Here is a 13,715-nt window from a genome sequence, read left to right on the forward strand (position 1 = left end):
TGTACTAAATAAGTGTATGGTATGGGTTACAGACTGCCAACGCTGGTTGAGCTGGTTGCCTGTTGAGTGGGCACTAGCTGTTGAGCGGTATCTTCTGTATGCCCATACTTGTTTGTTGTTATGTCATCGTAAAAAGCCAGCAGCTTCCGCATACCGGCTTCGTGGCTCAGGTACGTCTCGGCGTGTCGGCTCTGCACCTTGATGAGTTGATTTCGTTTTACGTCATCGCGGTAGCTCAAAATCAGCCGGGCGAGTTGGGCCGGGTCGCGCTCGCTGACCAGTCCCGCGCCATGCGGCATCAACTCAGGAATACCGCCAACGGGTAGCGCCAGCACAGGTACGTTCACGGCAAAGGCTTCGAGCAACGCGTACGGACAGTTATCGTTCAGCGCCGTATGCACGTAAATGTCTGACTGCGCCACCAGCCGCCACGGAGCCGACTGCCGACCGAAGAAACGAACGTACCCAGCCAGGTCCAGTTCGGCTACCAGCCGTTCATACTCCGCGCGTTTGGGACCATCGCCGATGAGCCAGATCTGAAAATCGGTGACGCCCCGTTCCTTTATCTTAGCCCCAATACGAATGAGCAACTCCTGGTTCTTGCGCTCATCGACGTACCCAACGTTGCTGATAATGAATTTGCCCTTGTCTTCCGCCGCACGCGGGGCTTTTTTATCCGCTGGGTCAATCGTAACGGTATTGGGCAGAATGGCCCGGCGTACGCCGTCGTGCAGCAGGTGCTTCGACTGGGTGTAGGCGTAATTCGACACAAAAATGTAGTTGTCGACATGGGCAAACAGCCAGCGATACCAGCGGGTGAGGCCCCGAATGAGCCAGGCTGGCAACGGGTTGTTGGCCAGTTCTGCCGCCGTAATCAATTCGGTGACAGGGTCGTCGTTGAAATGGGCCGTTAGCACAACCGGCACCCGTTTACCCAACGCGAAGTAAGCCGCTACCCCCGACCGTACATCCTGCGCATGGATAAGATCGAAGGTCTGGTTGCGGTGCTGCCGGGAGCCCAGGTAAAGGCGCAGGAAGAAGCTGCTTTCATCCCAAAGAATCCGGCTGGTTTGCCCCAGGCGTTTGAAGACGTGGCCCAGAATATTGAGGCTTTTGTTCCAGACAAATGGCGTGTCGGTGGTCTCCACTACCTGCACCGATACATCCCGACCGCGCAGTTCACGGGCCAGTGTCTGGTAATAAGTAACCACGCCAGAGGGCGACGTACCTGTCAGGAAAGTGGGGATCAGAATGTTCATTTGTGCATTCGCTTGTAAAGCCGCAGGGTCAGGATCGTGTCAGGCCGTTTGCGGAAATTATTGATCACACTATCAATGGCTGCTTCACCAAAGAGCAGTACGTTGTAGAGTCGGTTGGTGCGCTTCTGCGCGGCCTGCTGCCCAATTTCGCGGGCCGCCCACCGCATGAATATGGCCATACCAACGGCGGGACCATGCACATTCTGGAACACACGCCGCTGATTCCGAACGGCGTAATACTGTTTCCACGCGCCCGGCCAGGGAATACCGTTGCGGTCGAACGAAGGTGGATGGCGGAACACAGACTTCGGTACGGTAACGACCGGGAAACCCATCCGTTGGGCGCGGGTCATGTACTCTACTTCATCACCCCAGATAAACAGTTTGCGATCTGGAATGCCAATTTTCTCAACGACTTCACTGTGAATCAGGGTGCCGTTGAAAAAAGACGCCACGCCGTAAATCAGGTCCAGGCTGGTCATGTCGCTCACTTTGCGGTACTTCCGGTTGGGGCGGTCTACGTAGAAAGCCAGTTCCTCGTCGTCGCGAATACTAACCGACATGGAGTTCTTGATACAAGGCCCCAGATTGGGCGATTGCAGCAATTGCTCCAGCGCATCGGGGGCGGCAATGCAATCATCATCCATGCACCACAGCCAGGTAGCCCCCGACTTGAAGGCACCGTCGATACCAGCGGCGAATCCGCCTGCGCCGCCCAGATTAGCCTGGTTGATAACCGTCAGGTCGGTTTGGGTTGGCAACCATTCAGTAGTGCCATCGGTGCTGCCGTTATTGACGACAAGCATCGCATCGGGCCGTCGAGTCTGTTTGCGTAGACTATCTAAGCAGATTTTCAAATCCGCCAGGCGGTTGTAGGTGACGATTACCGCCGTAACTGTTTCCATGTTTTTTGACTGCTGGTGTTAATACAGTAGTTAGTATTGACGCCTGTTGTTTACGAAAATTACTTAAGAGTACTTATTCTGCCCTTCACAGTTCCGATTTGGATGTATCGGGCCGCCGCTTGACTTTCTCGTCGGGCAGCTCATCCGTTGGACCGTAATAAGCTCTGATAAACCGCCTGATCTTTAGCTCCCAGGTTTGCTGGCTGGCAAACTCGTAGGCGTTGGCGCCCATTGCCAGGCGTTCGTCCGGGTGGTGATACATCCACTCAATGGCTTTGGCCAGTTCTGAGCTAACCGTTTCCTGATCCGTAACCGGCACCCGAATCCCCGTCGATTCATTGACCAGCTCGGCCTGACCGTGAATGTTCAAGGTGACAACGGGCAACGAGTACGCCATTGCTTCCAGCAATTGAGCCGGGCCGGTGTCGCGCAGGCTGGTGAAAAAGAATACATCAGCCTGCTGATAAAACGCTTTCACCTGTTCGTAACCGACGTACCCAGTCCAGTTTACCCGGTCTGTCAGGTTGTACCGCGACAGGTATTCAGGCATATACTGGCCCATTTCGCCATCGCCAACGACCGTTAGCTGAACGGGTAACCGGCGGTCTACTTTGCTTAGGCCATGCAGTGTAAGCTCAAGTGCCTTGCGAGGCATTAATCGACCCACCCAAACCAGTTGCAATACCGGACCGGGGGTATGAATGAGCGGGGTTGGCGGAATAAACGCCTCCGAAATACCGCTAAACTCTTTAGTCACTCCCCTGGTTCGGCCCAGCCACTCGATCTTCCGGCGTGTATCTTCATTCCAGACCAGCACATGATCGGCCTTTTGAATAGCCTCGAAACAGCCGGGGTTGAACCGAAGCAATAATTGACTGACCAGCGTGCGCATTTTCTCCTTTTTCCAATGCCCTTTGAAATAATGGCGCATCGAATCCGGTGCTTCCTGCCCGCCACCAATCGGTCCGAATATGAACGGCCGGTTTAGTTTGTAGAGCAGACTACCCAACTGCAGGCTTCCATAACTGACATGATGAACGATGTCGAAATTATGCTGTCTGTTTAGCGGACGGGCCGTTTTGAGGGCAGCCCATTGCCAGTACAGGTAGTGGAAATACATGCCAATCAATCCCCAGTAATACACCTTCTCAACCCAGTCCGGCGTTTCAACGTACACGTACGTCAGATTGGGATGGGGCACCTGAGCGAGCTTTTCGTCCAGCGCCTTTTTATTCATCGACCGAGTCAGACACCAGACACGATGATTACTCTGGCTGACAATCGACGAATAGTACCACCCATTTCCTTCTTCAGATCCGCGTTCAGGTATACAGGCATACGCAGAGATCAATACATTTTTCATAAGCCTGACATTGAGTTACTAAACTCGCCGATGTGTCGCTCGTGGGTACGTACCTGGCAGGCTCTGCAACGACGAGCGAGTACCGACGTTACCGCTGACTTTCCAGTTCGGCAACCGGTGTGGTGGCCCATTCCCTGCTTCTGTAAAGCAGGTAGCCCCCCATAGCCAGTAGTACATACACCTCCGTACCAACCCAGGCCCAGGCAGCACCAAGATGACCGTAATGACGAATCAGAAAGATATTAAGCCCCAGGCCAATCACTGAGCCTATGGCAGTTATGACAAAGAACGGCCGGTCCATGCGCAGGTTTAGCATGGTGTGAATACCCAACAGATTGCTCATGCCGATGACGAGGGGCAACAAAGCCACTACCCGCAACACGGCCACGGCACCAACGAATTTGGGACCGAAGAAGAACGGAACGAACCAGGGTGCAATGAGCCACAACCCCGCCGCCACCAGGCCAAGCCCGCCAAGTAATGGCCAGAAAACAGTCCGCACCATGTTTAATCCTGATTCCCGACTTTTGCCGAAAGCATTGGCGATGATCGGAAACAACGCCTGATTCAGGGCCATCGTCACGAACGACAGCGCAACTCCTTCCAGCCGCGTACCCGCCGAATACAGACCCACAGCGTAGGCCGTGCTCAGAATACCCAGGAAGAAAACCGTCGACGAAGCATAGAGGGTAATCATCACGTTGGAAAAGAACAGCGTTGCATCGGCTTTGAAGCGCGCAACTAGCTGAACAACAGATGGCCAGAAGAACCGGATGTTGAACCGTTTTGCAGCCACGCCCAGGGCGATAGCGTTGATGAGAACCTGAGAGATACTAAGCACCAGATTCTGCCATACGTAGTCTTCGGGCTGATGAATGACCAGAAAAACAGCCCCCGTAAACAGGAGTTTCACCAGCAAATTGAACATAGCCACCCGGCCAAGGTCTTCCATTGCCTGATACACCCAGAAAGGCGACAACACCGTGCTGATGCAGGTAACGTAGGTGCACACATGCAAGAGCCAGTGTTCCCGGAAGCTCGGCATGCCAAAGGTCACAACCGCAAAAATCACAGTCGACACTACCCAGAGCAGCACTTTGCCCGCCATGACCTCGCTGAAAACGCGACTTGTGGCTGCCTTATCATAGCGATTAGCTGCGATGGCACGCACCGCAGCTAAGTCAAATCCATAATTTATGATCAGGCTGAAGTAAGTAACATAGGCCAGCGAGAAATTAAGCAGACCCAGCCGCTCCGGCCCGATGATCCGTACCACATAGGGTACGGTCAGTAAGGGCAGCAGGAAATTGGCAACCTGGACACTGAAAAGTGACGCTACATTGACGGCCAATCGCTTTAGAACACTTTTGGAAAAGCCAGGTTCAGGTGCCGAAACTACTTCATCGTCAATAAGTGCTACTGTTTCTTTACCAAGCATTAGGATTTCCGTTTAAGGCCGCTTTTATAGTCCACCAACAAATGCGCATATCTAAAGCTATCGATTGTTGCTGAATGTAAAGGTGGTCATAACGTACCCGGTGCTTCATTTGATAGGGCTTGCCCGTTTCGCCCCGTGCACCACGTACCTGAGCCAGACCCGTAATACCAGGTTTTACTATATACCGCTCGCGGTAGCCCGGCATCGTGTTCCAGTACTGGGCATCGAGTGGCAGCGGGTGTGGGCGTGGGCCAACAATGCTCATGTGGCCCAGCAGAACGTTCAGGAACTGAGGCATCTCATCGAGATTCGTCTTGCGCAGGATCCGGCCAATAGAGGTAACCCGATAATCGTTCTTACTGGCTTGCTGAAACTGGGCGTTTGGATTATGGGCCATCGTTCTGAACTTGAAGCAGGGGAACTGCTCGCCATTACGGCCCGAGCGAATCTGAACAAAAATGGCAGGCCCTTTCGAAGTTAATTTAATCAATAGGGCAACTAGAGGAATAAGCCAAACCAAAATAGTAATGGCCACTAAACCAGCTATAAGCAGATCGGCGAGCCGTTTGGCATATAGCCCCCAGGTAGGGTTTTGAATGGTTGTGTTCCGGCCGCGTTCAAGGCCGACCGTTTCCATGTTTTGTACGGTAAATGATGTCATAGTCGTTGAGTCAATTAGGTGTGTGATCAAAGCCAATTACTTGTTACTTGAAATTGCAGCACCTCAGGTTAGTTACTTAGTTTCCAGTTGTTTACTCCCAAATGAAATTACCGTAAGTTGAAAAGAAAGCGTTTATTTTGAAAAAAATACGACCTAGCCTCTCAGCCATTTGCGGGGCTGAGCTTCATAATACCGGTTCTTGTGACTGTGACTAAGGTAGGAGCCGTCGTTGCCAACAACACCATTCAGAATCAGACTGAGATTTTTAAAGCGCTGTTCACGACGGACCAATTCAATCGCTTTCAAGCTGGTTTGGGGCGTTACGCCATGGCGTACCACAAACAGGGTCGAGTCGGCAAAAGGAGCTACCAGTTGTGCGTCAGATACCAGGCCGAGTGGCGGAGTATCGAGCATAATGTAAGAGAAACGTTCACGTAAATCGGCTAATAACTGACCCATGCGGGGCGAGCTAAGCAATTCGGCCGGGTTCTGCTCATCGCTGAGGATGCCACTGCTAATCATGAAAAAATTCTTGTAACCCGGTACAGGTTGAAGCACTTCGTTCAGTGAAGCGTCGCCCATCAGGTATTCGCTGATACCTACGTTAGTATCGAGGTGGAAGGTTTCCTGATACGTTGGTCTTCTTAAATCAAGTTCGAGAACGACCGTGGGCCGGTCGACCAGCGAAAGACTGGCCCCCAGATTCAGCGAGACAAACGTTTTGCCCTCGCCACTGATGCTGGACGTAACCAGCAATACATGGCTACCCGAATCGGCCGATTGCATCAGTGGGAGATTAGCCCGTAACGTACGAATCTGCTCGGTGATCAATGACCGGCTGCGGGGCGTAATGACCAGCCGCTTTTTGCTCGATGTTGGATTAGTTGACAACTCGCCAAGAATAGGCGTAAGGGTTGATTTCTCCACTTCGCGACGGCTGCGAATCCGCTGATTCAGCGTATCCAGGCCCGCAATGGCACCTAATGGCAACAGTAAACCAACCATCCCGAAAAGCAGGTAGATCATTGGTTTCACCGGCTTCACTGGCGTCAGGCTGCTAATGGCGGCGTCGACTGTGCGGCTATCCGATACGGCGGCGGCAAAAGCAACGGCCGTTTCTTCCCGTTTCTGAAGCAGGTACGTATACAAATCGTTTTTGATAGCCTGCTGGCGCGAAATGTCCATCAGCGCCCGTTCCTGACGGGGAACCTGCCGAATCTGGCCAGACAATTCCTGGTTCTTCGATTCGTAGCTGCGCTTATTGCTTTCCAGCATGTTCTGCATGGTCTGCACATTCTCAGAGATCCGGCGTTTCGTAGCCCGAATCTGATCGTCAACAGCCTGCAACTTTGGCTCGGCATCCGTTGTGGTTTTGGCCAACTGGGTACGTTGCATATCCAGGCTTGATGCGGTGTTGATCAGGCCAAGCAAAATGGGGTCATCCAGGCCAATAGTAGCTGGCGTTCCACTCTGATCGTCGGGTTGGCTACGCACGTATTTCTGTAGATCGCGAAGGGCCGACAATTTCACGTTCACTTCGTTTAGCTTGGCGTCGTTCTCTTTGGCCGATAGCAGGAAGGTTTGGGCCTGCGTGCTCAGATCGGTGATGCCCTCGGTCGATTTAAAGCTTTCAACCCGTCTCTCCACACCCGACAACTCTCCCGATAGTCCGTTGAGGCGCTCCTGAATAAACTGAAGCGTATTGGCTGCTACCTTGTTTTTACTCTGGATCGACGCCAGATTGTATTCAGCAATGAGTGTATTCAGAACGGCTTCACCTTTTGCGGGCACGGCATCATCAACGGTCAATACAACAACTGAAGACGTTTTGCTGGTTGGTTCGGCTTTAAGCCGGCTAACGTAATCGCCGGCTACTGCCTGCTTAGTCGAAGCCTGAACGATGATCGGCGGCGTGGTGGCTGACACGGGCTTCCGGGTGGCAACCCGGATACGCCCATAGGCCGTGTTGATCGATTGATTAAGTGGAATTGGAGTCCCGTTGAGATTAACTACTGCGTTAGTGCTAAAAGTCAGCGTCAGCGGCTCTTCATACAGGGTGGGATTTCCTTTTTCTACAATAAGTTCAACTGGGCTTTCCTGGTAAATCTCACGTTTCCCAAATTTGGTTTGGCGGAAATACCGGTGTTCAAGGTGTAACCTTTCAACGACCTTACCCATGAGCGTAGCTGATCGAAGCATTTCAATTTCGTTCTCGACCGACTTCTTTGGTGTGGCTGCCTGGAACTCGCGCAGCACGCCACCACGATCATCCGTCTTGTTGCCATCCAGGAGAAGTAGACTAGCCTGAACCCGATACGTGGGTTGCTTGTAGAGCAGATAGAGGTAGGCACCACCAAGAGCTAAACCTAGCGAAAGTACAAACCAGGGCCAGTGGCGGAAGTAGCGAAGAAGGATGGCCCTGACATTAGGGCCGTTGCTATCCATGAGTGAGTACGGGGTGTAGACCGCGGTAGAATCTGTCATAACGTTCGTTGTAAGCCAACCAGAAGGTTGAAATTTTTGTAAATCAATGGCCTGAAATGGTATACTATATAAGTAACTCTTTGTTGAATTTATTAAACCAAGATTTACTCTGTATACTGCTTCAAAAACTCCGGCCTAAGATTGACTGGTGAATTAACGTATAATGGTATTGGCAACTACGATCGTATAGCCTGAAAATGAGGTTCCGGTTCAAAAAAAGAGCACCCGGTAAAGTACAATCTGACTGACAATTGGAAACTCATTTTTTAACGTGAAATAGTACTATTTCTAGGATATAGGCTTTATGGACCAATTCGCTGTTAGCTTGTTATATCCCTCAAGTTTACTCGTTGAACGGATGTAGTTTAGTATTGTGACCTAAATAGTGGTAGGCGGATTATTGGTTTAGTACAATATTTCCCTGTATTGTTTTTATCGGTAAAAGATGCCTCACCCAGCCACATTTTAGCCCGGAAAACTGATTAGTCAATCTTTGCTAGTTTGTCTATCGTATATGTGTACTAAGTGGCGCTAGCCTTATAGTTTTAAACGCTGCGCAACACATGTACGCTATGAAAAATGACATTCGTTCTTCTACCGTCCGAACACAGAATTTTCGACAGGCCAGAATACTCATTATTGAGAATGATCCTGCTCAGTTGGCTATGATTGAGCATTGCCTGCGTGTGTGTTTACCCGAAGTTGAACCCATCAAAGCTATCGACGAGCAACAGGCCATAACGTACCTGAGTGCCGGCAAACTTGATGAATCGAAGCTCCCTAAACTAATTTTGCTGGATATGCTCATGCCTCATCGTGACGACAGTTGGCGTATACTGCGTCGTATCAAGGAATTACCTGCACCAGCTAATCAAATTCCGGTCCTCATGCTTAGTTACTCAGCAGATGTTGACGATGTGAGTGAATCATATGATCAGGGCAGTTCTTCTTACTTGGTCAAGCCCGCGAATGACGACGAGTGGCTGGCATACTTTCAGATGTTATGCAAGTACTGGTGGGAAACGGTGTCTCTTCCACTGGCCGATTATCGCTACTAAATGGTTGGTAGCGATGCCATTGTTAGCCAGTACCGACAGACTTGTTCTATCACGTCAACAAACTCATTGTTGTCTTCTGGTATCACTACAACAGAGTTCGCATGTAAACTATACCCTGATTTTGTGACTCCTGTGCCAGGGGCGATTAATAATACGACTGGAAGGCGGCGTAACCGAGGTGTTGCTTTCAATTCGCGTAATAAGGCCAGTCGGCCTGGCGTAGCCTGCCGCAAATCGATCAGTACTAAGGCTGGCCTGTCAGCCTCGGCGAGGACTAATAATTGGGATAGAAACGCACCATTTTCGGCTACATGGAGTAACGTCAATGGCCAATTGTCGTTAATCACTTGCCGTAGAAGGAGGCCTTTTGTTAAATCGGCTGTAATAAAAGCAACAGAGCGATCGGGAGCCAGGCTATGCATCTGGTTATATTCAGTCTCTACTGTCTCGACAAGAATTGGCCATTGGCGTCGACTAACGGATAGTACAGTATCATCTTCAAGAATTACTGCCCCACTTGTTTTCGAATGAGGTTGATTTTGTAGCTTCTTAACGCATACCGGATTAATCAACAGAGTTTTATGAATTCGTATAAAGTCGGGTAATTGCTTTTCCAGAAAACGGAGCGACTTGGAAACCAGCAACTGCTCACCTGTTCTGAAGTGAACAAATGAGTAGTTATTAGCACCGGATAAGTACGAGATTAAGACTGGGTGCCGTAATGCGTTGATAATGAGTCCCATACTTGAAGTCTATTCACTCAGTTTAAGCGCTCAAAGCGTACTACTAAACATTGAACGACTACTGGTTTGTTTATAGGTCTTAGTATATGGACATGATAGCCTAGGGTTGGTCAACTGTTATGCAGGTATATGCTTAACCGCGAAAGAAACGCCAAAGGGCAACGTATTTGTAATAGCGAGTTCACCGTCCTGATGTGTGAATTGTCGACACAACTCTTAGCTCATCGTTGGCTTTTGTACACGCGGTGTGACTCCTAAGCAACAAAAGCTAGCCGTTTGGTATAAAAAAGTGCTATATGGAATCTTTGTAGGATATTTTATAGTATGTAGTGTACAACGTCCTGCTTCTTAATACAACATTAAGAAAAGAGGTTACATAATTTCTTTTTACTCAACATGTCTATTATTTCCACAACGAAAAAAAAGAAGTATATCTATCGAATTAGAGTAAGTTTTACAGGTAGTATGCTCCCTTTTCTTCTGATGGTTCAACTGGCCGTTTCAGCACAGACTACCTACTACGTGGCCAATTCAGGAAACGACGCTAACAATGGAACGTCGGTCAGTACGCCTTTTCAAAGCCTGGCAAAGGTGAGTGGTCTAAGCTTAAATCCTGGTGATCAGGTCTTATTTCGCCGGGGCGACACATTCCGGGGCACGTTAACGATTCGGCGTTCAGGCTCGGCAAGCCGCCCTGTAATTTTCGACGCTTATGGGAGCGGCGCAAAACCTATCTTGTCTGGCTCAACACCAGTGACGAACTGGACAAGTGCAGGAAATAACATCTGGCAAGCTCCCTGCCCATCATGTGGGAATGCTGTTACGGGTGTGTACCGTAACGGAACTGCATTACCCCTTGGTCGTTATCCGAATGCTGATGGCCCGAATCAAGGTAACCTCACGATCAGAGCGCACACAGAAAAGTACCAGATATTTAGCCAGGAGCCTTTACCTTATAATATTGACTGGAAAGGAGCAGAAGTAGTAATGCGGCCAACCGCCTGGATTATTGACCGGGCAGTGGTAGATGCACAGTATGGAGACGCACTTAATTTATTTAATTACTCCACTTATTACCCAGCAGATAACTCAGTATACTTTTTTCAAAATCACCCGGCTACATTGGACCAAAATGGTGAGTGGTGTTATGATCAGGCTACTAAAAAAATACTGATTTATAATGAATATGGTAATCCATCTGCTGACAAGTATACTGCTACTATATACGGACGAGGCGTAGATATTGCTAACGTGTCTAATGTTACCTTGCGCAATCTGCAAATTTCAGAAACACTAAATACCAGCATTAATGGGCAGAATGTATCTAATCTGATCTTGACAAACCTAGATGTTATAAATTCTGGCGAAGACGGTATTATAATTTTAGGCTCTGGAACTAATTTACTACTTGAAAATAACAAAGTATTAACCGCTAATAATAATGGAGTCTGGATAGATCCTTACCAGACGGTCACACTGAGAGGAAATAGCTTACGCAGGATTGGTATTTTCCCAGGGCGGGGAAAAAGCGGTGATGGGCAATATAATGGAGTCTCGTCCTTTGCCAATCAGAACGTACTGATTGAAAACAATGTGATCGATAGTGTTGGCTATAACGGAATTACATTTAGAAATAACACTACAATTAAGCAAAATGTCATTGCTAATTACTGCTTCATTAAAATTGATGGTGGCGGTATTTATGCCCATAATGGAAATAAGGAGCCAATGTCGAACATACATTTGCTTTCCAATATATTATACACTAAACCTGCAGGTAATACTCCCTGGCGAGATTACTCTATTGGCATATTTTTAGATGATTGTGTTGAAAATGTTGATGTAATAGGGAATACAGTTTTTGGTAATACGCAGTGGGGTATTTTTTTACACGGGTCCAATAAGATAACTCTTACTGATAACACATTATTTGATAATTCTACGTGCCAGTTAGCTATATATCATAACGCTGGTTATTGTCCAATACGAGAGGATATCATAAAGCGCAACGTTATAGTGTCTAAAACCGCCATACAATTAGTTGCGCAATTTGAATCGAATGCTGACGATTTGGTTCAATATGGTTCGATTGATTCAAATTATTATGCGCGCCCTTTTGATGAAAACGGGCTGATTAGGGGAGTTATTAATTATGGCGAAGGAGGAAATTTTAACCTTAGTGAGTGGAAAAATTTTTCGAAAGGCCTTGACATTCATTCTTTAGGTAGCCCAATTACATATAATCAATATAAAGCAGAAGGTTCCGGTGGCGTAGCTCGTGTAAATACAACGTTTGACGGAAATAATGACAATTGGCAACTGGTTTATAGTCCCTATGGTAATGCCGAGGTTGTTAACGATAATACCAATAAACTTGATGGAGGCAGTTTACGGGTTTCTTTTCCTGTACTTTCCGGGCAGCCTAATTCATATGCACAGGTTGTAAAGCCATTTGGACCAATTTCAAGGGGGCAGACATACGTGTTGCGATTTGATGCTGTTTCGACAACAGACGTCTCCATATCAGTCTATCTGCGACAATATGGCCCACCCTACCGTGAATTTGATCGTCGATATACTGTAGCTCTCAGTGCCAATCGAACAAGCTATGAGCTGTTATTTACCTCAACGGATTATGATGGAAATGCTGTGATTATGGTTCAGACAGCGACGGAAGGGCCGGTTTTTTGGCTTGATAATGTTCGACTTCAGGAAGGTATACCTATTCAAAGTAATGCAGATGATTTCATCAAGCTGTATTACAATCCCACGTTGAAGGACAGTACAGTTATTTTGCCAGCGGGTACGTTCCGGGATGTCAAGAATCAGGCTTATGCTAATTCGTTGATAGTCAAACCGTTTTCGTCAGTCATCCTGCTACGGGACACGATTCCGGTCTCACCTGCCGACCTTAGCCTCGAACTTCATAGTGATAAACGTATAGTACAGGTAAATGAACCAGCTACAATTCGCCTGCGGATTCGGAATCAGGGGAATACAGATGCTGAATTAGCCCGGTGGACGTATCGGTTACCAGCTAATTGTGAGTTTCTTAACGCCAATGGGCAACTTTATAGTGATAATGTATTGACAGGCACTGTCTCGCAACTCGCTGCCCAGGCAGACACTACATTCGTTATCGTGGTGAGACCAACAGTGCCTGGTCTGTTTCAAATGTCAGCCCACATAACCACGGCTACTTCGTATGACCCCGATAGTAAGCCCAATACAGGTACGTTGGACGGGGAAGATGATGCGGCTACAACCGAAATTCGGGTTGATGAGTCTGCCACTGTTTACAAGTCGCCTAATCCGAATCAGCGGTTACTGCCTGCTGTGGCGTCAAATCAGCCTGTCGCTACTCCTAATCGGGTTGATTTGAGCTTACAAATGTCGGTGAGCAAGCGGGTTTTGAGCGTGGGTGACGTAGTAAGCTACAGCCTGATTGTCTCTAATGCAGGGGGGCTTGTAGCTGATGGCGTGCAGGTAGAAAACGTGTTGCCCAATGGCGTTGAACTTGTAGAGGCAACTGGTTGGACTGTGAGCGGGCGTACACTCCGCAAAACGTTGGCGTCTATACCGGTTGGTGGCTCCACAAGTGCCGTTTTCCAGGTGCGGGTTACGGCTTCCGGCCTATGGATCAATCAGGCTCAGATTAGCGTTTCGACTACCGAAGACGCCGACTCTACACCGGGAAATGGCTTCACTACAGGAGAGGATGATCAGGCTCAGGTTGACATTCGGGTTCGCTGAAACAACGTAACCCTGCGGTCTCTTTGCCTCCTTCTCAGGCAATCATTTGCC

Annotated in this window: 9 protein-coding genes; 2 read left to right on the forward strand and 7 right to left on the reverse strand. The window is 48.8% G+C overall.

Going from position 1 to position 13,715, the window contains the following annotated elements; translation table 11 throughout:
- Positions 1–26 precede the first annotated feature (26 nt).
- From ACFE8Q_RS22935 to ACFE8Q_RS22960, 6 genes are all read right to left on the reverse strand, one after another.
- Complete coding sequence (locus ACFE8Q_RS22935) at positions 27–1,259, reverse strand: glycosyltransferase family 4 protein (RefSeq protein WP_375447775.1); 1,233 nt, start codon at positions 1,257–1,259, stop codon at positions 27–29.
- On the reverse strand, positions 1,256–2,164 hold the full coding sequence (locus ACFE8Q_RS22940) for a glycosyltransferase (protein ID WP_375447776.1): 909 nt from the start codon (positions 2,162–2,164) through the stop codon (positions 1,256–1,258). The genes ACFE8Q_RS22935 and ACFE8Q_RS22940 overlap by 4 nt, the downstream gene beginning before the upstream one ends.
- A gap of 85 nt (positions 2,165–2,249) precedes the next feature.
- Positions 2,250–3,527 carry a glycosyltransferase family 4 protein gene (locus tag ACFE8Q_RS22945; RefSeq protein WP_375447777.1) on the reverse strand — a complete coding sequence of 426 codons (1,278 nt, stop codon included), beginning with the start codon at positions 3,525–3,527 and terminating at the stop codon, positions 2,250–2,252.
- An 88-nt stretch (positions 3,528–3,615) separates the two neighbouring features.
- Entirely contained in the window at positions 3,616–4,965 is a 1,350-nt protein-coding gene (locus ACFE8Q_RS22950; protein WP_375447778.1) for a flippase, read from the reverse strand.
- A complete protein-coding gene (locus ACFE8Q_RS22955; protein ID WP_375447779.1) occupies positions 4,955–5,626 on the reverse strand; it encodes a sugar transferase in 672 nt (223 codons plus the stop codon). The genes ACFE8Q_RS22950 and ACFE8Q_RS22955 overlap by 11 nt, the downstream gene beginning before the upstream one ends.
- A gap of 153 nt (positions 5,627–5,779) precedes the next feature.
- Positions 5,780–8,110, reverse strand: a complete 2,331-nt coding sequence (locus ACFE8Q_RS22960; RefSeq protein ID WP_375447780.1) for a GumC family protein — start codon at positions 8,108–8,110, stop codon at positions 5,780–5,782.
- A 572-nt stretch (positions 8,111–8,682) separates the two neighbouring features.
- Between ACFE8Q_RS22960 and ACFE8Q_RS22965 the strand changes: the two genes are divergently transcribed.
- Complete coding sequence (locus ACFE8Q_RS22965; RefSeq protein ID WP_375447781.1) at positions 8,683–9,168, forward strand: response regulator; 486 nt, start codon at positions 8,683–8,685, stop codon at positions 9,166–9,168.
- On the opposite strand, the gene ACFE8Q_RS22970 is transcribed toward ACFE8Q_RS22965, so the two are convergent.
- Complete coding sequence (locus ACFE8Q_RS22970; protein ID WP_375447782.1) at positions 9,165–9,911, reverse strand: LytTR family transcriptional regulator DNA-binding domain-containing protein; 747 nt, start codon at positions 9,909–9,911, stop codon at positions 9,165–9,167. The two genes, ACFE8Q_RS22965 and ACFE8Q_RS22970, sit on opposite strands and share 4 nt — an antisense overlap.
- Before the next feature lie 396 nt (positions 9,912–10,307).
- Here ACFE8Q_RS22970 and ACFE8Q_RS22975 point away from each other — a divergent pair, with 396 nt between their 5' ends.
- A complete protein-coding gene (locus tag ACFE8Q_RS22975; protein ID WP_375447783.1) occupies positions 10,308–13,664 on the forward strand; it encodes a right-handed parallel beta-helix repeat-containing protein in 3,357 nt (1,118 codons plus the stop codon).
- The last annotated feature ends 51 nt before the right edge of the window (positions 13,665–13,715 follow it).

The sequence above is a fragment of the uncultured Fibrella sp. genome (genome assembly GCF_964250085.1).
In the GTDB taxonomy this organism is placed as follows: domain Bacteria; phylum Bacteroidota; class Bacteroidia; order Cytophagales; family Spirosomataceae; genus Fibrella.

Excerpts from the sequence above, each read along its gene's own strand:
- ACFE8Q_RS22935 (WP_375447775.1), bottom strand. The coding sequence starts at position 1,259 with ATGAACATTCTGATCCCCACTTTCCTGACAGGTACGTCGCCCTCTGGC.
- ACFE8Q_RS22950 (WP_375447778.1), bottom strand. The coding sequence starts at position 4,965 with ATGCTTGGTAAAGAAACAGTAGCACTTATTGACGATGAAGTAGTTTCG.
- ACFE8Q_RS22965 (WP_375447781.1), top strand. The coding sequence starts at position 8,683 with ATGAAAAATGACATTCGTTCTTCTACCGTCCGAACACAGAATTTTCGA.
- ACFE8Q_RS22975 (WP_375447783.1), top strand. The coding sequence starts at position 10,308 with ATGTCTATTATTTCCACAACGAAAAAAAAGAAGTATATCTATCGAATT.
- ACFE8Q_RS22960 (WP_375447780.1), bottom strand. The coding sequence starts at position 8,110 with ATGACAGATTCTACCGCGGTCTACACCCCGTACTCACTCATGGATAGC.
- ACFE8Q_RS22945 (WP_375447777.1), bottom strand. The coding sequence starts at position 3,527 with ATGAAAAATGTATTGATCTCTGCGTATGCCTGTATACCTGAACGCGGA.
- ACFE8Q_RS22940 (WP_375447776.1), bottom strand. The coding sequence starts at position 2,164 with ATGGAAACAGTTACGGCGGTAATCGTCACCTACAACCGCCTGGCGGAT.
- ACFE8Q_RS22970 (WP_375447782.1), bottom strand. The coding sequence starts at position 9,911 with ATGGGACTCATTATCAACGCATTACGGCACCCAGTCTTAATCTCGTAC.
- ACFE8Q_RS22955 (WP_375447779.1), bottom strand. The coding sequence starts at position 5,626 with ATGACATCATTTACCGTACAAAACATGGAAACGGTCGGCCTTGAACGC.